Origin of the sequence: Antribacter gilvus (assembly GCF_003946865.1) — a bacterium.
Classification (GTDB): Bacteria; Actinomycetota; Actinomycetes; order Actinomycetales; family Cellulomonadaceae; genus Antribacter; species Antribacter gilvus.
This window is the reverse complement of record NZ_QXTH01000003.1, coordinates 290642-311543: the sequence shown is the minus strand read 5'-3', so window position 1 is coordinate 311543 and position 20902 is coordinate 290642. Positions and strand designations below refer to the sequence as shown.

The 20902-nt window shown below is 72.4% G+C and carries 18 protein-coding genes; 4 read left to right on the top strand and 14 right to left on the bottom strand.

Going from position 1 to position 20902, the window contains the following annotated elements; genetic code table 11:
- Positions 1-66: 66 nt before the first annotated feature.
- From D1350_RS07180 to D1350_RS07170, 3 genes are all read right to left on the bottom strand, one after another.
- The gene (locus D1350_RS07180; protein WP_125775285.1) at positions 67-495 is read right to left on the bottom strand and encodes a DUF3040 domain-containing protein; all 429 of its coding nucleotides are present in this window, start codon (positions 493-495) and stop codon (positions 67-69) included.
- Between the two features lie 139 nt (positions 496-634).
- On the bottom strand, positions 635-1858 hold the full coding sequence (dinB, locus tag D1350_RS07175) for a DNA polymerase IV (RefSeq protein ID WP_125775284.1): 1224 nt from the start codon (positions 1856-1858) through the stop codon (positions 635-637).
- A gap of 7 nt (positions 1859-1865) precedes the next feature.
- Complete coding sequence (locus tag D1350_RS07170; protein WP_164545060.1) at positions 1866-2348, bottom strand: SAV_6107 family HEPN domain-containing protein; 483 nt, start codon at positions 2346-2348, stop codon at positions 1866-1868.
- 90 nt (positions 2349-2438) lie between these two features.
- On the opposite strand from D1350_RS07170, the gene D1350_RS07165 reads away from it, so the two are divergent.
- Entirely contained in the window at positions 2439-3425 is a 987-nt protein-coding gene (locus D1350_RS07165; RefSeq protein WP_125775283.1) for a spermidine synthase, read from the top strand.
- Positions 3426-3479: 54 nt separating this feature from the next.
- Here the strand turns inward: D1350_RS07165 and D1350_RS07160 are convergent, their stop codons facing one another.
- The 5 genes from D1350_RS07160 to D1350_RS07140 all read right to left on the bottom strand — a co-directional run bounded on the left by D1350_RS07160 (position 3480) and on the right by D1350_RS07140 (position 8548).
- Positions 3480-3683 carry a cold-shock protein gene (locus D1350_RS07160; protein ID WP_125775282.1) on the bottom strand — a complete coding sequence of 68 codons (204 nt, stop codon included), beginning with the start codon at positions 3681-3683 and terminating at the stop codon, positions 3480-3482.
- Between the two features lie 192 nt (positions 3684-3875).
- Complete coding sequence (locus tag D1350_RS07155) at positions 3876-4805, bottom strand: PAC2 family protein (protein WP_125775281.1); 930 nt, start codon at positions 4803-4805, stop codon at positions 3876-3878.
- 207 nt (positions 4806-5012) lie between these two features.
- The gene (locus D1350_RS07150; protein ID WP_125775280.1) at positions 5013-5453 is read right to left on the bottom strand and encodes a response regulator; all 441 of its coding nucleotides are present in this window, start codon (positions 5451-5453) and stop codon (positions 5013-5015) included.
- Positions 5454-5492: 39 nt separating this feature from the next.
- On the bottom strand, positions 5493-7193 hold the full coding sequence (locus D1350_RS07145; protein ID WP_240643937.1) for a sensor histidine kinase: 1701 nt from the start codon (positions 7191-7193) through the stop codon (positions 5493-5495).
- The gene (locus tag D1350_RS07140; RefSeq protein ID WP_240643936.1) at positions 7190-8548 is read right to left on the bottom strand and encodes a PP2C family protein-serine/threonine phosphatase; all 1359 of its coding nucleotides are present in this window, start codon (positions 8546-8548) and stop codon (positions 7190-7192) included. Before D1350_RS07140 ends, D1350_RS07145 begins: the two co-directional genes overlap by 4 nt.
- Before the next feature lie 145 nt (positions 8549-8693).
- On the opposite strand from D1350_RS07140, the gene D1350_RS07135 reads away from it, so the two are divergent.
- Positions 8694-11015 (top strand): HelD family protein, encoded by a 2322-nt coding sequence (locus D1350_RS07135; protein ID WP_125775279.1) that lies wholly within the window; start codon positions 8694-8696, stop codon positions 11013-11015.
- Positions 11016-11092: 77 nt separating this feature from the next.
- Positions 11093-12334, top strand: a complete 1242-nt coding sequence (serA, locus tag D1350_RS07130; protein WP_125775278.1) for a phosphoglycerate dehydrogenase — start codon at positions 11093-11095, stop codon at positions 12332-12334.
- A gap of 106 nt (positions 12335-12440) precedes the next feature.
- Here serA and D1350_RS07125 read toward each other — a convergent pair whose 3' ends face one another.
- From D1350_RS07125 to D1350_RS07110, 4 genes are all read right to left on the bottom strand, one after another.
- Positions 12441-14780 (bottom strand): LPXTG cell wall anchor domain-containing protein, encoded by a 2340-nt coding sequence (locus tag D1350_RS07125; RefSeq protein ID WP_125775277.1) that lies wholly within the window; start codon positions 14778-14780, stop codon positions 12441-12443.
- A gap of 213 nt (positions 14781-14993) precedes the next feature.
- Entirely contained in the window at positions 14994-15236 is a 243-nt protein-coding gene (locus tag D1350_RS24825) for a DUF5302 family protein (protein ID WP_125775276.1), read from the bottom strand.
- A gap of 121 nt (positions 15237-15357) precedes the next feature.
- Positions 15358-15861 carry a transcriptional regulator NrdR gene (nrdR, locus tag D1350_RS07115; RefSeq protein ID WP_125775275.1) on the bottom strand — a complete coding sequence of 168 codons (504 nt, stop codon included), beginning with the start codon at positions 15859-15861 and terminating at the stop codon, positions 15358-15360.
- Between the two features lie 127 nt (positions 15862-15988).
- Entirely contained in the window at positions 15989-16528 is a 540-nt protein-coding gene (locus tag D1350_RS07110) for a LysM peptidoglycan-binding domain-containing protein (protein ID WP_125775274.1), read from the bottom strand.
- A gap of 256 nt (positions 16529-16784) precedes the next feature.
- Between D1350_RS07110 and lexA the strand changes: the two genes are divergently transcribed.
- Complete coding sequence (lexA, locus tag D1350_RS07105; RefSeq protein WP_125775273.1) at positions 16785-17591, top strand: transcriptional repressor LexA; 807 nt, start codon at positions 16785-16787, stop codon at positions 17589-17591.
- A 56-nt stretch (positions 17592-17647) separates the two neighbouring features.
- Here the strand turns inward: lexA and D1350_RS07100 are convergent, their stop codons facing one another.
- Entirely contained in the window at positions 17648-18628 is a 981-nt protein-coding gene (locus tag D1350_RS07100) for an L-lactate dehydrogenase (protein WP_125775272.1), read from the bottom strand.
- A 47-nt stretch (positions 18629-18675) separates the two neighbouring features.
- Entirely contained in the window at positions 18676-20832 is a 2157-nt protein-coding gene (locus D1350_RS07095) for an ATP-dependent DNA helicase (protein WP_125775271.1), read from the bottom strand.
- Positions 20833-20902 lie beyond the last annotated feature (70 nt).

Here is a 20902-nt window from a genome sequence, read left to right as displayed (position 1 = left end):
CACCGGACACGGAACGGCCCCGCACCTGTCAGGTGCGGGGCCGTGCTGGTATTCACCGTCAGGAGGTCAGCCTCGACCGTCCTGACCCCCACGCCGCTTGTCCCACCGCTCCTCGAGACGGGCGAGGAGGCCTGCGTAGCCGCCACCACCCTTGCTCTTGGCCGGTGCCTGCGGACCGGACCGGACGCTCCCGTCCGGGTTCACGAGCCCCAGCGTGCCCTGCTTGGGCTTGCGTGGGCCGGTGATCGCGAACGTGACGCCGGTGAACATCAGGATGAACCCGACGGCTCCCACGATGGTGCCGAACGTCTCGCCCCTGGCCGCGCCGAAGACCAGGAGGAGGAGACCGGCGACGACACCGATCCCCGCCATGACGAAGCGCAGTGGTGAGCGCCGACCTGTCGACTGGAGCGTGTTGGCAAGTCGCGGGTCATCAGAGGTCAGTGCGCGCTCCATCTGCTCCAGCACACGCTGCTCGTACTCGGACAGAGGCATCGAGACCCCCGGATCTCGCAAAGGAACAGTGTCTACTTCAGGATAAGCCGCTCGGGCCGTACGTGGTAGTCGACATCCTGGTCATATCAGGGTCATTCTCCCAGGTCTAAGTATCCTACCTGGGCTGGGAGCGCTCGCTTTACCGCGTCGGGGCCCCAAGACCGATCGCCGCCCGGCCGAACCGCTCGCGCACCGCGTCCAGCGCGAGCTCGGCCTCGCGCTGCGACTCTCCGCGCGGGTCGCTCGCCTCCTCGAGCGTGAGCTGCCCGACAGACCCTTCCCGCCGCTGCAGGTTCTCTCCGCGCACCCCGACGAGGCGCACCGGCAGCCCCCGCAGGTCCACGCCCGCCACCAGCTCGCGCGCCACCAGGAACACCTCGCGGGCCACGTCGGTGGGGGCGCTGAGGGTGCGGGACCTGCTGAGAGTGCGGAAGTCGCTGGTGCGCACCTTCACCGCCACGGTGCGCGCCACGACGCCCTGCTGCCGCATCCGGGCCGCCACGCGGTCCGCGAGCTCGAGCACGCGGCGCTCCACCACCCTGGCGTCGTGCTGGTCCGTGGCGAACGTGGTCTCGGCGCCGATGCTCCGCTCCTCCCGGCCAGGGACGACGGGGCGGGGGTCGCGGCCCCACGCAAGATCGTGGAGGTGCGCCCCTGTGACGGATCCCACGGCCGACTGGAGGCTCAGCAGGTCGGTGCCGGCCAGCTGTTCGACGGTGGTGATGCCCCACCGCGCGAGGGCCTCCTCGGTGCGCTCGCCTACGCCCCACAACGCGCCGACGGGCAACGTGTGGAGGAAGTCGATGGTGGCCGCCACGGGGACGAGCATCATCCCGTCCGGCTTGGCGTGCGTGGAGGCCAGCTTGGCGACGAACTTGTTCTTGGCGATACCGACCGAGGCGGTGACGCCGTGCTCGGCGCGGATCCGCTCGCGCAGCGCGGCACCGATGGCCGTGGGCGCTCCCAGGCGGCGCCGGGCTCCGCTCACGTCGAGGAAGGCCTCGTCCACGCTGATCTGCTCCACGATGGGCGTGACCTGCCCGAGGAGCTCCATGACCGACCGCGAGACGTCGTGGTACAGATGGTGGTCGGGCGGGACGACCACGGCCTGGGGGCACAGCACCCGCGCCCGCGTCATCGGCATGGCGGAGCGCACGCCGAACGCCCGCGCCTCGTAGGTGGCCGCCAGCACGACGCCCCGGTCGCGCCCGCCGACGATGACCGGCCGCCCCCGCAGCTCGGGCCGGCGCGCCAGCTCGCAGGAGGCGAAGAAGGCGTCCATGTCGATGTGGAGCACGGCGCAGCCCGACTCGTCGTCGCCCCAGTCACGGTGCGCGCCCACGGCACGCGGGCCCCTGCTCACGGCGCGCTCACGAGGCTGCCGGGACGAGGGCGAGGCGGGGCTGCCGGGAGAACCCGGCGTCGGGGTCGACGAGCATCGCCACCTCGTCACGGAAGTCCTCCGCGCAGGCGACCAGCTCGTCGGCACGCGCGGGCTCGACCTCGCCCGAACGACCGGCGTCCACCGCTGCGCGCAGTCGCGCGCCGGAGGCGAAGTAGCCCGACCAGGCGGCCAGGTCGGGCTCGACGTGCGCGAGCATCTCCCAGACCGTGCGGGCACCCGAACGCCGCGTGGGACGGCCCCGCAGGGCCACCACCGCCGCCGCGGAGCGGATCGCCGCCAGGTGGCCGTGCACGAACCGGTCCCCCGGGTCGTCAGCGGCCGCGGCCGCCGCGAGCTCGGCGTCCGCGCGGCGGAGCAGCTCCTTGACCGCGGGCGATACCACGCGCGGCGTCATGCGAGGGACCATCACGTGAGCCTGAGCCCCCGACGTCTCCTGCATCCCACCCATCGCCGACCTCCTTCGATCGATCCTCGCCTCACTATCGAACATGCGTTCTACTCTGTCAAGCGGCCCGGCCGGGCGCGAGAGACTGAGCCCATGGCCCGCCGCGCTGCCCGCTCCGTCCGACGCTCCACATCTTCCTCCGGACCTCTGACACTCCCGGCGGACCTTCCCGTGGGCCAGGTCCCGATCGACACGGGCACGGCCGAGGTCGTTCGCGACCCTGACCACCCCGAGCGAGTGACGCTGCACGTCAACGGCGTGCCCAGCTCGAGCCTCGACCTCGACGACCCGGGATTTCTCGACTTCGAGTACATGCAGCAGATGGCCGCGGTGGTCGCACTGCTCCCCGGCGGCCCGCTCCGCGTGCTGCACCTGGGGGCGGCCGGGAGCGCGTTCGCGCGCCACGTGGAGCACGAGCGCCCGGACTCCCGGCAGCTCGGCGTCGACCTCGACTCCCGGCTCCTCGAGCTGGTCCGGGCCTGGTTCGCCCTGCCCCGCGCCCCCCGGCTGCGGCTGCGGGCCGACGACGCCGGCCGTGCGCTCGCCTCCCTGCCCGACGAGTCCTACGACGTGGTGGTCCGCGACGTCTTCGCCGGGGACAGCACCCCCGGCCACCTCGTAGGTTCCGGCTTCGCCGCGGAGGCCCGGCGCGTGCTCCGGCCCGGGGGCGTCCTGCTCGTCAACTGCGCGGACCGGCCGCCCCTCACCATCGCGCGCCGGGAGGTGGCGACGCTCGCCGCGGTGTTCGGGCCCGACGCCGCAGGCCAAGGGCGGCTCGCAGCCGTGGCCGAGCCGGCTGTCCTCAAGGGACGCCGCTACGGCAACGTGGTGCTCGCCGCCGTCCGCGCCCTGCCCGAGCCCGAGGAGGCGACGACCGCCGCGCCCGGGACGAGCGCCGCCGTCGGGCAGCGGAGGGGCACGGGCGACGCGACCGGGACGGCCCTCGATCTTCGGGAACCCGCCCTCGGGCGGGCACTGCGGACCCTCGCCGTCCCCGCGACCCTGCTCGTGGGTGACGAGGCCACGCGCTTCGCCGGGACGGCGGCGCCGCTGCCGACCGACCCTCTGCCCGCGGCGTGACCCGGGCATGGCAGAGGCCGCGTCCCCGAGGGGGCGCGGCCTCTGCCGGTACCGTCAGAGCGGGCGGACCTGCTCTGCCTGCGGGCCCTTGGGGCCCTGGGTGATCTCGAACTCGACCCGCTGGGCCTCCTCGAGAGTGCGGTACCCGTTCGTCTCGATGGCGGAGTAGTGGACAAAGACGTCAGCGCCGCCGCCGTCCTGGGCGATGAACCCGTAGCCCTTCTCCGCGTTGAACCACTTCACAGAACCCTGCGCCATGCTGTCCTTCGACCTTCCGTCCGGGATCCGCCGGCGGGCCCGATACCCGCCGCCGTGCCGCAATGCATCCCTCGTGCTCACGACCAACGGACGGGTCATGCCTTGGTACGCACGTGCAACGGCGCCAGTGTGGCATGGCTCACTTACGGATGCCACAGAACACGCACATTCCTGACACCGTGTGTCGCGGGGTCAGTCGCCGTTCTGCTGGGCCAGGAAACGCTCGAACTCCGCGCCGAGCTCGTCGGCGGTGGGGAGCGGCGCGGTCTCGGCGAGGAGGTTGGTCCGGCCCACGGAGCGGGCGAACGCGTCGTACTGCTCCTCGAGCGCCTTCACCACGGCGGCCACCTCGCTCGACTCCTGCACCTGCTTCTCCACCTCGAGCGTCGCGTCCGTCGCGGCGGCGTCGAGCGCCGACAGGTGCAGGTCGAGGCCGGTGGCGCGCTCCACGTGGCGGAGCCCCACGACCGCCGCGGGCGGGTACTGCGACTGCGCCAGGTAGTGCGGCACGTGGACCGTGAAGCCGAGCGCGTCGTGGCCCGCCTGTCCGAGGCGGTACTCCAGCAGCGCGGCGAGCGATCCCGGCACCTTCACGGAGCCGAACCAGGACGTGTAGTCGTCAACGAGGCCGGAGCGCGTCGCGTGCGCCGTGAGCGAGAGGGGGCGGGTGTGCGGCACGCCCATGGGGATGCCGTGCAGGCCTACCGTCAGGCTCACGCCGAAGCGCTCCACCAGCTGGCGGACCGCGCCGACCACTCGCTCCCACTGCAGGTCCGGCTCGACCCCGTGGAGCAGCAGGAAGCCGGTGCCCTCGCCGTCGGTGACGTGGTCCAGCACGAGGTACGGCTCCTCGTAGTCGGCCCAGCGGTCGGTGTCGAACGTGAACGTTGCGCGCTTGGAGCGGTAGTCGAGGAGCTGGTCCATGTCGAACGTCGCGAGACGTTCCCACGTCAGCTCCGACCGCGTGTGCGCCACGGCGAGCTCTCCGGCCGCCCCGGCGTCGACGAAGCCCTTGACGGCGTGCACCAGCACGGGGCCGTCGGTACCTGCGGGAGAACCCTCCCCCAGCGTTCGGGCGACCGCTGCCTCGTCGACCTCGTAGATGCCCTGCGGGTCCAGCACCTGGCCTCATCCTCCTGACGTGCGTCGTCCTTCGAGGGAGTTAACAACGAGGCAGGCTCGGATGCTTCCCGCTGCCGGCAACTTGTGCGCGCCCTCGCCACCGGCGCAGCCTACCGGCGTGTCGTCACAGGACATGACGGGAGGTTCACGTGCGGACCGGGCATCGTCGCCGGGTCCGGGCGACCGGACGGGCGTCAGCGACCCGCGTCAGCGACCGGGCAGCCGCACCACGGAGACGAAGAAGTCGTCGATCTGCCGCACCACGTCGATGAACCGCTCGAAGTCGACCGGCTTGGTCACGTACGCGTTCGCGTGCAGCGAGTAGGACCCGATGATGTCCTCCTCCGAGTCCGACGTGGTCAGCACGACCACGGGGATGTGCCGCAGCGCGGGGTCGTTCTTGACCACGGCGAGCACCTCGAGGCCGTCCATCCGCGGGAGGTTGAGGTCAAGGAGGACGAGGTCGGGAGCCGGCGCGTCCGCGTACTCACCCTGCCGGCGCAGGAACTCCAGCGCGCTCACGCCGTCGGTCACGACCGAGAGACGGTTGGCGATCTTGTAGTCCTCGAACGCCTCGCGCGTCATGAGCACATCGCCCGGGTCGTCCTCGACCAGGAGAATCTCGACCACCTTCTGGCCCTCCGCCATCAACCTGCCCCCCGATGCTTCGGCCCTGACCAGGCCGGGTCACCCGAGCGTAGTGGACTGGGCCCGCTCGGTCGACGCACGCCCCGCCGCCCCTGTGGACGGCGTGCGCGCCAGCGTGAAGCGCACGGTGGTCCCGCCGCCCGGGGTCGGTTCGATCCAGACCCTGCCGCCGTGGTGCTCCACGATCCTCTTGACGAGGGCGAGGCCGATCCCCGTCCCGGGGTAGTCCTCACGGCCGTGGAGACGCTGGAAGATCACGAACACGCGCTCGGTGTACCGCGGGTCGATCCCGATGCCGTTGTCGACCACGGAGATCTCCCAGTGGGCCCGCATCCCCCGCGCGTCGACGTGCACCTCGGGCCGGCGGTCCGGGTGGCGGAACTTCACGGCGTTGCTGACCAGGTTCGTGACGAGCTGGCTCAGCAGCGCCCGCTCGCCGTGGACCACCGGCAGCTGCCCGTGGGTCACCACCGCGTCGTTCTCCTGGATCAGCTCGTCGAGGTCCGCCACCGACGCCGCCAGCAGCTCCTCGAGCGGGACGTCGGTCCGGGCGGCCGTGACACGGCCCACCCGCGAGAACGCCAGCAGGTCCTGGATGAGCTGCTGCATCCGCTTGGCGCCGTCGACCGCGTAGTCGATGTACAGGTCCGCGGTCTCGTCGAGCTGCCCGCCGTACCGCTTGCGCAGCAGCTGCGTGAAGCTGGCGACCTTGCGCAGCGGCTCCTGGAGGTCGTGCGACGCCACGTAGGCGAACTGCTCCAGGTCACGGTTCGACCGCCCGAGCTCCTCCGTCTGGAGGCTCAGCCGCCGGTGCGCGTCCTCGATCTCCTGGTGCGACAGGCGGATCTCGTCCACCTGGTGCACCAGCTCACGCCGCATCGTCTCGACGTGCGCGGCCAGCACCGCGACCTCGCCCACCCCCACGTCAGGGTGGATCTCTCGCTCGAGGACGCCGCCGCTCACGATCCGTACGGACGCCGAGAGCAGCTGCAGAGGCTTGATCACCCAGGTCTCGAGCGCGAGCCACATGAGCGCCCCCATGAGCACCACCACGAGCACCAGCGTGACCACCGAGCCCAGGAGCAGCTGGTTCCAGTGCTCCTGCGTCGTGAGGGCCGCCTCGCGCTGAGCCTTCACCTCGTCCAGATACTCAGCCACGTCGCGCTGGGCCTGCCGGAGGAAGAGCTCGGCACGGTCGGCCGACGGCGCCAGCGCTGCCGCCCGCTCAGGACAGGTCGGCCCGCCCGTCCGGGCTTCCTCCCGGGCGGTGTCGACAGCCTCCACGGACGCCATGCCGACGACGGCCACCCACTGGTCGACGCTCGCCTCCGCGGACCCGTGGCGAAGGAAGATCTCCGGGTTCTCCTCCCGCTCGAGAGCGGCGAGCGTGGAGGCGTCGAGGAGGTCGAGACCGGCAGGGCCGGCGTCCCCCGAGCCGGTCCCGCCCGCGAGCGCCCGCTCGTACTGGCCGAGCGCCGCGGGGTCGCACGTCGCCACGTAGGACCGGACGGCGGCGTCGGCGTCCCGCAGGGCGATGGTGGCGTTGTCCCCGTGGACGATCGCGTCGTAGAAGGTGCCCTCCACCCGGTGGCCGAGGCTCCGCGACTGGGTCAGAGCGAGGAGTGCCACGGTGAGCGCCAGGGCCAGCATCGCGGCGATCGCGCCGAGCAGGCGGGCGAGCCGTCGCCGCATGGAGACTCCGTCGGCGGTGCGCTCCCAGGACTCGGAGAGCACCGTCATAGGCGCGACCACTCCACGGAGTCGGCAAGGGTGGACGTCCGTTCGCCACGGGCAGTGGCACCGTGCCCGGCCCAGCCGACGAACAGCAGCGCGGCGTCGTCGACGAGGGGGCCACCATGGATGTTCCGGACGCGGCGCAGGATCCGGTTGACGATCTCGTCGGTGCCCCGGGCCAGCTCCTCCGTGACGACGGCACGCAGCCCGGGCGCGCCGAGGCGGCGGTTGCGAGGGAGCCCGTCGCCTGCGCCCCCGACGGCGGTCCCGTCCACGACGGACGCCTCGACGAGCCCGTCGGTGTACAGGACGGCGGTCCAGGGGTCGGTGAGGTCGACGCGGCGCGGGCGCCAGGAGCCCCGGACGGGGATGCCGAGGGCTCGGCCGCGGTCGGCCGGCGACACCTCCTCGCACCGGAGGGCCTCGCCGGTGCCGGTGACGAGGAGGGGCGGGAGGTGGCCGGCGAGGTAGACGTCCATCGCCCCGCGGTCGGGCGTGACGACCACCTGGCAGAGGGTGACGAAGACCTCCGGCCGGCCGCGCTCGGGCAGGAGGACCCGTTCCATCAGGGGCAGCACGTCGTCCGGGTCCGTGCCGGACAGGACGAGCGTGCGCCAGGCGGTGCGCATGGCCGCGCCCAGCGCGGCCTCGTCGGGCCCGTGCCCGGCCACGTCGCCGATCACCGTGAACAGGGTGCCGTCCTCCCGCTCGACGGTGTCGAAGAAGTCCCCGCCGAGCAGGCCGTTGCCGCCTGGCAGGTAGCCGACCCGCACGGAGACCTTCTCGTCGCGCACCAGCTCCTTGGGCAGGAGCGCGCGCTCGAGTCGGGTGGTCTCCGCCGCACGCACCTCGCTGCGGTACAGCGCGAGCTGCTGGGCGGCGGAGCGGCGCCGGAGGATCGCGTAGCGCAGTGAGCGCGCGAGCGTCGGGCCGTCCGTCTCGGCCTTGACCAGGTAGTCGTCGGCGCCCGCTGCGACGGCGCGCACGCCGAGGTGGTCGCCGGTCTGGCCGGTGAGCACCACGACCGCGGGCGGAAGGTGGAGCGTCTCGATCTGGGCGGCGACCCGCTCGACGGCGCCGAGGCCCTCGGCGTCGGGGAGCCCGAGGTCGAGCAGGAGGCAGTCGACCTGGACGAGCGACAGGACCGCGAGCGCCTCGTCGAGGCTGCGTACCCGGTGCAGGTCGGCCTCGACCTCGGCGTCCTTGAGCAGCTCTGCCACAAGCAGCGCGTCCGCGTCGTCGTCCTCGACGAGCAGGATCGTCAGGGGCTCGCCGAGCGGCGCGTCGTGCGTGGGTCCGAGGCCGTCGTCGGACCTCGCAGGGGTTGCCCCGCCGCTCACCATGGCGGCGATCCTATCCACGACCGGACCACCTGTCAGTGCGCCCGCGCCGGTGGGTCGGTCGGCGCACGGTCCGGCGCCGATGGGCAATAATGGACGGCCGGTCGTCAGGCCGGAAGCGATGGTCGCCACCAGGGGACGATCGTCGAACAGTACGGAGGTGCGCGTGACGAGCATTCGGGACGAGCTGGAGCGCGAGCAGGCCGTCGTAGACGTGCTCTACGCCCGCCTCGACGAGCTACGGGGCACCACACGCGGACGGCTTCGGGAGGTCCGGCTCACGGGTGCCGTGGGGACGCCGCAGAACCGCAGCGAGCGCGACGCGTTCGCGACGCACTACGAGGACCGGGCGGCTCAGCTGGACGCCGTGGAGGACCGGTTGGCCTTCGGTCGCCTGGACCTGGCGGAGGGCGGCACCCGGTACGTGGGCCGTATCGGTCTCACCGACGCGGAGCACCGGTCTCTTCTGACGGACTGGCGCGCACCGGCGGCCGAGGCGTTCTACCGGGCAACGGCGCTGCACCCGCACGGGGTGCACCGCCGGCGTCACCTGGTCACCAAGGGTCGCTCCGTCACGGGTGTGGAGGACGAGGTCCTCGACCTGTCCGCCGACGTCGACGCCACCACGCTCTCGGGCGAGGGTGCGCTGCTGGCGGCGATGGCGACGGGCCGCACCGGCCGGATGTCCGACATCGTGGCGACCATCCAGGCGGAGCAGGACCGCATCATCCGGTCGGAGCTGTCGGGCGCGCTCGTCGTCCAGGGTGGCCCCGGCACGGGCAAGACCGCCGTGGCCCTCCATCGCGCCGCCTATCTCCTGTACGCGCACCGCCGTCTGCTGGAGCGCTCCGGCGTGCTGCTCGTGGGTCCGTCCAGCTCGTTCCTGCGGTACATCGACCAGGTGCTGCCCTCGCTCGGCGAGACCGGGGTGGTCTCCTCCACCGTGGGCGACCTGCTGCCCGGGATCCGCGCCACCGGCGTGGACGAGGGACGCGTGGCGGAGATCAAGGGCCGGCTGGTGTGGCGCGACATCGTCCGCCGCGCCGTCCGCGCCCGCGAGCGCGTCCCGGAGCGGGACCTCACGGTCCGTGTCGAGGGCCACGACTTCGTGGTCCGACGGCGTGACGTGCGCGACGCCATCGGGCACGCCCGCCGCGCCCACAAGCCGCACAACGCGGCTCGTGCCACCTTCGTGCGCGACATGCTGGGCCGCCTCGCGAACCAGTACCGCGACATGCTGGGCGAGCAGCTGGCCGCGGAGGACCGGGCCTCTGTGATGGAGGACCTCCGGTCGCACCGCGACATCCGGGTCGCCCTCAACCTGGCCTGGTTCCCGATCACGCCCGAGAAGCTGGTCGGCGACCTGTTCGCCAAGCCGCACCGCCTCGCCGAGGCGGCGCCGGAGATGTCCCGCCGCGACCGCGAGCTGCTCCGCCGCGAGGCGGGGTCGCCGTGGACGGAGTCCGACGTCCCGATCCTCGACGAGGCCGCCGAGCTCCTCGGCGAGGACGACTCGATCGCGCTGGCGGAGGCCCGCGCCCGGGACGCCGAGCGCGCCGCGGAGCTCGACTACGCCCGGACGGTGCTGGAGAACAGCGGGGCGGGCGGCGGCCTGGTCGACGCCGAGACCCTCGCCTCCCGCTTCGCGGCGACGGGCCCCAGCCTGACCACCGCCGAGCGCGCCGCGGCGGACCGCGCCTGGACCTACGGCCACGTCGTGGTCGACGAGGCGCAGGAGCTGTCGCCGATGGCCTGGCACATGCTCGTGCGGCGCGTACCCACGCGGTCGCTCACCATCGTGGGCGACGTGGCGCAGACGTCGTCGGCTGCGGGCGCCCGCTCGTGGCCGGCCCAGCTCGACCCGGTCCTCCGCAGCGGCGGCTGGCGTCTCGCCGAGCTCACGATCTCGTACCGCACGCCCGCGACCATCGCCGACACGGCGCAGCGCGTCGCGACCGCAGCGGGACTGCCGGTGTCGCGGCTGCGCGCGGCCCGCGACGTGCCGGGTTCCCTCACGGTGGTCCGGTCCGGTCCGGGCGGGACGTCCGGCCCGGGCGGGACGTCCGGCCCCGGCGGCTCGGGGCGCAAGGGCCTCCGCGCGGTGCCCGACGACGCCGTGGTCACCGAGGCGGTCAGCCTCGCCAAGGAGTTCGTGGGCACCGAGGCGGGACGCGTGGCCGTCGTCGCGGTCGAGCACCGGGCGGCCGGCCTGGCCGCCGCCCTCGCCGAGGCCCTGCCCGCCGCCCTCGGCGCCGACGAGGCAGCCCGCCTCGCCCGCCAGCGTCCCGAGGACGCTCAGGTCACGGTGGTGACCCCTCGGGAGACCAAGGGCCTGGAGTACGACGCCGTCGTCCTCGTGGAGCCCGCTGAGATCGCCGAGGGGCCGGGCGGGACGTCCGACCTCTACGTGGCGATGACGAGGCCCACGCAACGGCTCGTGGTCACGCACGCGAGAGATCTGCCGGAGGGGTTTTCGGCCGAAGTGTGAGCCCCGCCGTCCCAGCAGGCGGACGGACGGCGTAACGCGTTTGTCACATCCTCCGGCGGGGGCGCACCATGGTGCTCGTGCAGCGCGCCCTCCTCCTCGAGAACGTCCATCCTCTCGCCGTCTCGATCCTGCAGTCCGCAGGGTTCGAGGTCGAGACCCGCAAGGGTGCTCTCGACGAGTCCGAGCTGATCGAGGCGCTGGAAGGCGTGTCCATCCTCGGCATCCGGTCCAAGACCAACGTCACCGAGCGTGTCCTCCGGGCGGCTCCGCAGCTGGAGGCCATCGGCGCGTTCTGCATCGGCACGAACCAGATCGACCTGCAGGCCGCCGCGGCCCGAGGCGTCGTCGTGTTCAACGCACCGTTCCAGAACACGCGGTCGGTCGTCGAGCTCGCCCTCGCGGAGATCATCGCCCTGACCCGACGGATGACCGAGAAGGACCGCATGCTGCACGATGGCGTGTGGGACAAGTCGGCGAACGGCGCGCACGAGGTGCGCGGCCGCACGCTGGGCATCGTGGGCTACGGCAACATCGGCACCCAGCTGTCGATCGTCGCGGAGAACCTCGGCATGCGCGTGGTCTTCTACGACACCGCCGAGAAGCTCGCGCTCAGCAACGCCCACCGCATGGACACGCTCGAGGAGCTGCTCGAGACCGCCGACGTGGTGACGCTCCACGTGGACGGCCGGTCCGGCAACGCCGGCATGTTCGGCGCCAAGCAGTTCGCCCGCATGCGCGAGGGCTCGATCTTCCTCAACCTGTCCCGCGGGTTCGTCGTCGACTACGCGGCGCTGCGCGAGTCGATCATCAGCGGCCACATCGCCGGAGCAGCCGTCGACGTGTTCCCCCACGAGCCCAAGACCAAGGGCGACGCCTTCGAGTCCGACCTGCGCGGCCTCCCGAACGTGATCCTCACGCCGCACATCGGTGGCTCCACCGAGGAGGCGCAGGAGTCGATCGGCCGGTTCGTGGCGGGCAAGGTGCGCGACTACACGACGAGCGGCTCCACCGAGCTCAGCGTCAACGTGCCGAACCTGCAGCTCGCGCCCTCCGGCGTGGGCCGCGTCGCCCTCCTGCACCGCAACGTGCCGGGGGTGCTCGCCGAGGTGAACCGCATCCTCGCCGACCACGGCGCCAACATCGAGGGTCAGCTGCTCGCCACGCGCGGCGAGATCGGCTACGTCGTCACGGACATCTCCGCGGTGACGGAGCGTGGTGCGTCCAAGAAGCTGGGCCGCATGGAGACGACCATCCGCCTGAGGCTGCTCGACGACCTCGAGCACGAGGAGCTTCCGCAGGGCCCGGCGGTCCCCGCCTGACCCCTCCGCTTTGCTGTGGGTACGCGAACGGCCGCCTCTCCTGACGGAGGGGCGGCCGTTCACGTACCCACAGCGATGGGACCCAGGGGCGGTCACGGGGCAGCGGTCACTCCCGCCGCGGCCACCGGTGCCGGAGCACGATGAGGCCCAGGCCTGCCAGGACGAGCGCCAGCGCGGTGGGGGCGATCCACTGGTCGGAGAACCCGGTGTCGGGAAGTGGCCCCGACGCTGCCACCACCCGCGGCCGGTCTGCCGCCGGCGCCTGCGGACCGTCAGCCGGCCGCGGCTGGTCGCCGCCGGGCGGGGCGCCCGGCCCCGGACCCTGGGGCGGGGGCGTCGGCTCCGGGCCGGGCGGGTCGGTGGGCTGAGGGTCCGGCGGGTCTGTCGGCTCGGGATCGGGCAGCTGCACGACCGGACCTCCGCCGAGCCAGGCCATGCTCTCAACCGGTTCGGCGAACGTGCCGATCGCGTCACCCGTCTGAGCGGCCAGCGGCACGCGTACGGCGTCGTGCACCGAGGACCGCACGGTCGCCGGTAGCGTCGGGTGCTCGGTGGCGAACTGCTCCGGCGGCATCGGGTCTCGCGGCGTGTCCGGGAGCGTGATGCCTCCCACGATGTCCAGCCAGTACTCCATCTCCCCGTGCGTCCACTCGTACCGGAACAGCGGCGTGCTCATCTGCTCCAGGTACGTGTCGAAGATGTCCTGCGGGTCCCAGGCCGTCCGGGCAGGCCATCGCGAGACGTCTCCCGAGCCGATCACGTCGTGGAAGGCACCAGGCCGCTCAGCATCACGCTCCCTGAGCCACTGCGCAGCGACCCGCGAGGTGTAGATGCGACGCAGGTCCGCGTACTCCGGACCGGTGTTCACCGCCTGCTCGAGCAGGGGCGCGAACGTGTCGGCGATCCGCTGGGTGTTGCGGTCCACGATGTCCTGGGGCGCGCTCGCGCACAGGTCTTCGCCCGGCGGGCGCCAGTCGATCTCGAACGGCTCGTACTTGGCTGCCAGCGGCGCGTCCAGGATGTACACCTGGTCACCGTCCTCACGGACCGTGGCCGGCTTGGGCTCGACCCACATCCGGTACGACCCGTGACAGAGCAGGCCCTCGTCCGTGCGCTCCATCCCGTCCCAGAACGCCCGTCCGTGCTCCGTCTCCGGGTCCATGTAGCGGTTCTGCGTCTCCTTGAACCGCAGGTCCGCCTCGAGCAGGACCCGCCCCGCGTCGGTCGTCGCGAGCTCCGCGTCGATGATGGTCTCCGGCGTGTCCGGGTTGAGGTTCACCCAGAACTGGTTCGGGTCCAGCGCCAACCAGGTGAACAGCGCGTCGGAGGAGAGGTCGAGCGCCGCCTCGCCGCCGAACGACGGCTCGCCCTCACCCTCGTCGGGCAGCTCTGCGGCCGAGAAGGCGTATCCGAAGTCCTTGGTCTGCGGGTCGTCGGAGACGTACCGCAGCTCCAGCGAGGTCCAGTCGATGCCACCGGGTCGTTGGGGTCCGAAGCCCTGACGGCGGTGGTCCCTGGCGAAGTCCTCCGCCAGGCGCTGGGCCTCACGCGCCTCTGCCGGGGACCGGCCGGAACGGGCCGCCACGTCCTTCGCCGATCCTCCCGTGGGCCGCTTCGCGTCGGGGCTCATCGACTTGTTGTCCGGGTCCTTCGGCGGGTTCTTCAGCACCGCCGTGGACTCCAGAACGACGTACTTGATGCCATAGGAGGTCATCAGCCTGACCTGCCCTGGTGCAGGAGCCTGGCTGAAGACGTAGTACACCTTCCAGCCCTTGCCCGAGCTCATCAGGGCCCGGTCGGCCTGGAGCTGCTCGAGCTTGAGCGGCGAGCCGCCCGACTTCAGCTCGAAGGCGAGCTTCTTCTTCCGGTTCACCGAGTCGTAGCGGCGCTCGGTATCGAGCTTCTCCTCGTCCCAGAGCTTGGTGTCCTCACACGTCCAGTCCGGTCCGCCGAGCTTGAGCTTGCGGCCGACGTTGCGGTGGAAACCGTCGCCCCGAGCGTCGTTGGACATGTTCGGGATGTACGTGTTGCGCCATCTGTCCCAGTCCCAGTCGCCTTCGTAGACCTTCCAGCGGCGGAGCATGTGGTCCTCGGTACCCGGCGTGAACAGCTTGTAGTCGCCCTCCAGCGCGTCGAGCTCCGCCTGCGTGGGCAGCTTCGTCTCGCGCAGGTCCTCGGCCACGTTCTGGTACTCGTAGTCGGGGATCTTCTGGCTGGCCGGGAACTCTTTGTGGCCCGGCAGCTCGTCGTCCCCCGCGATGCCCTCGATCCCGTCGATGAGGTCGTCGCACTGCACGTTGAAGCGTGGCGCGCCCTGCGCCTCGTCCAGCGGTACCGGCAGCACGACGGCAGTGAGCGCGAGTCCCGTGGCGAGGCCGACCAGCCATCGGATCCGCTCCTGACGGCGGTTCCGCGCGAACGACCTGTCCCGGCCAGTCCTGTCCATTCGTGCTCCCCCTGCTCCACCGGCGGTGCAAACCTCACCAGAATCACCTAAATGCCCCAGAAAGGTCAAGGATCGCCCCAGGTGGATGTTTCTCCTCCGCGCCCGACGCTGGCGACCCGCGGTGGCCCCGACCGTGCGCGACAGCCTCCTGGCGGCACGACAAAGGCCGCCGACCCGGTCGTTCACCAGGTCGGCGGCCTCCGTACCGAAGACTCAGCCGGACTTGCGGCGGAACATCTTCTGCACCGGGCCGGCCGTCTCCGACGCGTGCACGGATCCCGTGTTCGCGTCGCCGTCCGACGTGCGGTGGCTCGCCGAGTTCTTGCGGTCGAGTGCCGCCTTGAACTTGGCCTTCATGTCCTCGCTCGGCGTGGTGGGGCGGCCTTCCGCGGCCGCATCCTCGGCAGCCGTACCGGCCGCCCTGTCCTCGCCGGCAGCTCCGTCGACTGACGTCATGCCGAACACCTCCTCAACTCCGGGGGTCCCTCGGCGTGGGCCCGTCCGCTGACCAGCGTGCCCCACGGCGCGCGTGCGCGCCAACGAATATCAGGAGACCTCCACGGCTACGATCCGATGCTCAGGCCGTCCCCGCCGGCACGTTCTCCTGCGCGGCGCCGGACTCGCCGGTGCGTGCCTCCCGCTCGGCGCGGAGCGACGTGATCGCGCTCTCGAAGTCCTCCAGGGAGTCGAACGCCTGATACACGCTCGCGAACCGCAGGTATGCGACGACGTCGAGCTCACGCAGCGGTCCCAGGATCGCCAGCCCGATCTCGTACGCGTCGATCTCGGCGCTGCCGTTGCTGCGCAGCGTCTCCTCGACCCGCTGGGCGAGCAGGGCGAGGTCGTCCTCGCTCACCGGCCGGCCTTGGCAAGCCTTGCGCACGCCCGCCACGATCTTGTCGCGGCTGAAGGGCTCTGTCGCCCCTGAACGCTTGACCACCGACAGGCTGGCGGTCTCGATGGTGGTGAACCGGCGGTTGCAGCTGGGGCACTGTCGCCGGCGGCGGATGGACGCGCCGTCGTCCGCGGTCCGCGAGTCCACCACGCGGGAGTCCGCATGGCGGCAGAACGGACAGTGCATCGCTTCACTCCTGCGTGGTCGGGTCATCGACCGGGAACACCTCGGTCGCGCCTTGACCGTAAGCGGGCAAACCACCCCGGTGCAACATCGGCGCAACATATCGGCTGGTCGCCGCGGATCGTGTGACTCATTCCACGGGCAGGAGAAGCACCTGGCCGACGCGGAGCGTGGCGTCGTCGAGGTCGTTCAGGTCCTTGATCCGCGCGACGGCCGAGCGGACGTCCTCCCCCGGAGCGGTGAGCGGCGTGGCGAAGTCCCAGAGCGACTCCCCGGGCTGGACAACGTGCACCCGCACCTCGACGCCGGGTCCCGAGGAGCTGGCCACGGCCGTGGCACCCCAGGTGGCAGCCGGAGCCAGGACCAGGGCCACGAGGACCACGAGGACGGCCCGGCCACGGCGCGTCAGTCGCAGGCCGTCGAGCCCGAGTCGCGCCGCGAGGCCCTGCGGCGCGGGCGCGGGCGGGGCAGCTGCGGGCGGCGCAGGCGCAGGCCTGGCCGGAGCCCGACCGGCCGGCGCAGCCACAGGCCTCGCCGCCACAGCGGCGGGCGGGGCGGGCACGTGCCGCCGCACCTCCGGTGCCGGCGTGACGAGGTACAGGTGCCGCTCGGTCCGGTGCGGACGTACCCTCGCGGTGCTCCGGGCCGGGCTCATGGTCGTCGCCCCCATGACTTCCTCCATCGTGGATCGAACTGACGTGCGTAGAACGCTTGTTCGTCGAACGCTCGTACCATTGTGTAGCACGACGACCACCCGGTGTCGAGACACGCTCGAACATTCGTTTGATGGATTGGGGAGTGTGACCTAGAGTGGGAGTCGCAACGAGGTGACATATGTCGGATTGCGGCAGGTGGCACCACAGGCTTGTGGCATCACATTCGGTGCGGCGTCACACGGGCGCAGCGCGGGCAGGAGGGGTTCAGTCATGACCGGACGCGACGGCAACGACGGCGGCACGGCCGTGGACACTGCCCTGAGCAGTGTCGCCACGCTCGACAGGAAGGCCTCTGCCGCGGAGGGGCTCGCCGAGGTGCGCGAGCTCGGCTCGGCGGCCGACCGGCTGACGCCGCGACAGCGGCGCGTGCTCGAGACCATCCGGCACTCGGTCGAGACCCGGGGCTACCCGCCCACCATGCGCGAGATCGGCGAGGCCGTGGGCCTGGCCAGCCCGTCGAGCGTCAAGCACCAGCTCATGGCGCTCGAGCGCAAGGGCGTCCTCCGCCGCGACCCGAACCGGCCGCGCGCGATGGAGGTCGTCGAGCCGGGCAGCTCAGCCTCTGCCACAGCGGCCGGCCCGACGGCGCCGGCGGAGCCGCACTGGGGTGCCGCCTCGACGGGCGACGACGAGCGTCTGCCGTCCCCGTCCTACGTGCCGCTCGTCGGCCGGATCGCGGCCGGTGGACCCATCCTGGCCGAGCAGCTGGTCGAGGACGTGTTCCCGCTCCCCCGGCAGCTTGTGGGCGACGGCGAGCTGTTCCTCCTGAAGGTGGCGGGCGACTCGATGATCGAGGCCGCCATCTGCGACGGCGACTGGGTCGTGGTCCGGCGTCAGCCGGTGGCTGAGAACGGCGAGGTGGTGGCCGCCATGATCGACGGCGAGGCCACCGTGAAGACGTTCAAGAAGGCCGACGGCCACGTGTGGCTCCTGCCCCGCAACGCGGCGTACAACCCCATCGCGGGCGACGACGCCCAGGTGCTGGGCCGCGTCGTGGCGGTCCTGCGCAGCCTCTGACCTGACGAGGAGCGCCGAGCCAGTGCGACGGACGCACTGTCTCGGCGCTTCTCGCGTCAGAGCCCGAACCGCTTCTGCACCGCGCGCATGCTGTCGGCCGACGCCCGCAGCCCCGCGATCTCCTCGTCCGAGAGCGGCACCCGCACGTTCTCGGTGACGCCCCGCCGGTCCACGAGGGACGGGACCGAGAGGCACACGTCGCTGATGCCGTAGTAGTCGTCCAGCAGCGACGACACCGGCATCACCCGGTGCTCGTCGTTGAGCACCGCCTCGATGATCCGGGTGGCCGCGAGCCCGACGGCGTAGTTGGTGGCTCCCTTGCCCGCGATGATCTTGTAGGCGGAGTCGACGACGTCCTTGTGCACGTCCTCCCGCGCCTGAGCGTCGAGGGGCGGCGCTCCCGAGAAGGGCGCCCACTCCAGCAGCGGCACGCCGGCGATGGTCGCCGAGCTCCAGAGCGCGATCTCGGAGTCGCCGTGCTCGCCCGCGATGTAGGCGTGGACGTTCCCGACGGCGACGCCGCAGCGCTCGGCGAGGACCACTCGCAGCCGTGACGAGTCGAGCACCGTCCCCGAGCCGAAGACCCGGTCGCGGGGCAGCCCGGAGATCTTGAGAGCCGCGTACGTCACCACGTCGACCGGGTTGGTGACCATCAGGTAGACGGCGTCCGGGGCCACCTCCACGATCCCGGGCAGGATCTTGCCCGTCAGCTCGATGGTCGCCTCCGCCAGGTCGAGCCGCGTCTGGCCGGGCTTCTGCTTCGCCCCGGCGGTCACCACCACCACGTCGGCGCCCTCGCACACCGCCACGTCGTCGGACCCGATCACCTCGGCCTGGGGGGTGAACATCAGGCCCTGCCGGAGGTCGAGAACCTCCGCCTCGACCTTGGCCTTGTTGACGTCCAGCAGCGCGATGGTGCGCGCCGACCCGCGGGCGAGCGCCGCGTACGCGAGCGTGGAGCCCACCGCACCCGCCCCGACGACCGCCAGCTTGGTGGTGCGACCGGATCCGGTCGTTCCTGGGACGGCAGCGTTCAAGGTTTCCTCCTCCGACGGGCCGGGCGTCGAGCCCGGACATGTTCAGGCTAGGTGTCGAGCCGGGCGAGTGCAGCGCGGACCAGCGCAGGGTCGTTGGTGGGCCAGAACCCGGGCATGGACCGGGTGAGGAACGAGGCGTACCGGGCGGTCGCCAGCCGCGGGTCCAGCACGGCGACCACGCCGCGGTCGCTGGTGGTGCGGACGAGCCGCCCCGCACCCTGCGCGAGGAGGAGCGCGGCATGCGCCGCGGAGACCGCCATGAACCCGTTGCCGCCCGCCTGCTCGACGGCCCGTGCGCGGGCGGCCTTCACCGGGTCGTCGGGCCTCGGGAACGGGATGCGGTCGATGAGCACGAGCTGGCACGACGGCCCGGGGACATCGACCCCCTGCCACAGGGACAGCGTCCCGAACAGGCACGTGGCCGGGTCCTCGGCGAACTCGCGGACGAGCGTGGGCAGCTGGTCGTCGCCCTGGCACAGCACGGGCACGTCGAGCCGCTCGCGCATCGCCTCCGCGGCGGCCGTCGCCGCCCGGCGGGAGGAGAACAGGCCGAGCGTGCGCCCGCCCGCGGCGCCGATCAGCTCGGCGATCTCGTCGAGCTGCGCCTCGGTGGTGGGCTCGCGCCCCGGCGCGGGGAGGTGCCGGGCGATGTAGAGGATGCCCTGCCGCGGGTAGTCGAACGGGCTCCCCACGTCCAGGCCCTTCCACCTCGGCGCGTCCGGCGGCGCCTCGCCGTCGCCCAGGGTGGCCTTGCCGAGGCCGAGGGAGCCGGCCACCGGCTCGAACGTGCCGCCGAGCGCCAGCGTGGCCGACGTGAACACCCCCGTGGACTCGCCCAGCAGGTGGGTGCGGATCAGCCCCGCGACGTGCAAGGGCGCCGCGTGCAGCCGGGTGACGCCGTCCGCGAACCCGCCCCACGCGGCATCGGGCCGGGAGCACCACAGCACGTCGTGGCTCGTGTCCTCGGCGGCCATCCGTTCCGCCGTCTCGAACAGCGCCAGCATGGCGCCCTGCGCCATCTTCAGCCCCGGGTCGCCCTGGTTGCCCGACGACGCCCCGCCCCCCTTCCCCGGGCCTGCCGCCTCGGGCTTGAGCCGGGTCAGCACCTCGCGGGCCGCGTCCCGGAGCCCGGCCACCGCGGCGTGCAGGGCCTGGGGCAGACCGTCGGGGAACCGTTCCGTGGGCGCCGTCACGAGGAGCGTGCCGAGGGCCTGCGCCGCCGCGTCGAGGGCTGTCGTCTCCGCTCCCCCGTGCCGCCGCGCGAGGCGGGCGGCGTGCTCCACGGACGCCACGGAGAGCTCCACGGTGGCGGCGGCCGTGACCCGGTCCACCAGCTCGTGGGCCTCGTCCACGATCACGACGTCGTGCTCCGGCAGCACGTTCGGGCTGCCCGAGACCGCGATCCCGAGCATCGCGTGGTTCGTCACCACCACGTCCGCCTCGCGGGCCGCGGCGCGCGCCCGCTCGGGGAAGCACTCGGCGAGCATGGGGCACCGCTGGCCCAGGCACTCGAGCGCCGTCACCGAGACCTGGCGCCAGGCACGGTCGGGGACGCCCGGCACGAGGTCGTCCCGGTCGCCCGAGTCGGACTCGCCGGCCCACTCGTGGAGGCGACGCACGTGGTCGGCCAGCGTGGCGCCGTCGTCCCGCTTGCCCCGGCGCTTGCCGCCGGTACCGCCCGAGCCCGCCGGGCCGCCGCCCCCTCCCGTCTCGGGCACCGGGGGGTGCTCCTCGCCGCCCGGGAGGTCGAAGAGCGTGGGCTCGTCCACGGGATAGCCGCCGCCCACCTTGTGGACGCACAGGTAGTTGTGCCAGCCCTTCAGGAGCGCGATGCGCGGCTCCCGCGGCAGGCGTGGGGCGACCGCCCGCGCGACGAGCGGCAGGTCTCGGGTGATGACCTGGCGCTGGAGGGCGAGCGTGGCCGTGGACACGATGACGCGGCTCTCCGCGGCCACGGCGTGCCGCACGGCGGGAACGAGGTAGCCGAGCGACTTTCCGGTGCCCGTACCCGCCTGGACCAGCAGGTGCGTGGACGTGTCGACGGCCTCCCCCACCGCCTCCGCCATCTCGCGCTGGCCGTCACGCAGGCTGCCGCCGAGCTCGCCGACCGCCAGCCCGAGCAGCGTCGCGACGTCCGGGACGTCGCCCGCGCCGGGGGCCGGCGCTGCGGCGGGAGAGTCCTGGAGGTCGTCGAGGCTTGTCACTCGTCGATCCTACGGTCGCCCACCGACACCCCGCCCCGACCCTTGCTGTGGGTACGCAGATGGTCGCCCC

Coding starts and splice junctions, on each gene's coding strand:
- D1350_RS07180 (WP_125775285.1), bottom strand. CDS start 495: ATGCCTCTGTCCGAGTACGAGCAGCGTGTGCTGGAGCAGATGGAGCGC.
- D1350_RS07170 (WP_164545060.1), bottom strand. CDS start 2,348: ATGGGTGGGATGCAGGAGACGTCGGGGGCTCAGGCTCACGTGATGGTC.
- D1350_RS07165 (WP_125775283.1), top strand. CDS start 2,439: ATGGCCCGCCGCGCTGCCCGCTCCGTCCGACGCTCCACATCTTCCTCC.
- D1350_RS07160 (WP_125775282.1), bottom strand. CDS start 3,683: ATGGCGCAGGGTTCTGTGAAGTGGTTCAACGCGGAGAAGGGCTACGGG.
- D1350_RS07150 (WP_125775280.1), bottom strand. CDS start 5,453: ATGGCGGAGGGCCAGAAGGTGGTCGAGATTCTCCTGGTCGAGGACGAC.
- D1350_RS07145 (WP_240643937.1), bottom strand. CDS start 7,193: ATGACGGTGCTCTCCGAGTCCTGGGAGCGCACCGCCGACGGAGTCTCC.
- D1350_RS07125 (WP_125775277.1), bottom strand. CDS start 14,780: ATGGACAGGACTGGCCGGGACAGGTCGTTCGCGCGGAACCGCCGTCAG.
- D1350_RS24825 (WP_125775276.1), bottom strand. CDS start 15,236: ATGACGTCAGTCGACGGAGCTGCCGGCGAGGACAGGGCGGCCGGTACG.
- nrdR (WP_125775275.1), bottom strand. CDS start 15,861: ATGCACTGTCCGTTCTGCCGCCATGCGGACTCCCGCGTGGTGGACTCG.
- D1350_RS07110 (WP_125775274.1), bottom strand. CDS start 16,528: ATGGGGGCGACGACCATGAGCCCGGCCCGGAGCACCGCGAGGGTACGT.
- lexA (WP_125775273.1), top strand. CDS start 16,785: ATGACCGGACGCGACGGCAACGACGGCGGCACGGCCGTGGACACTGCC.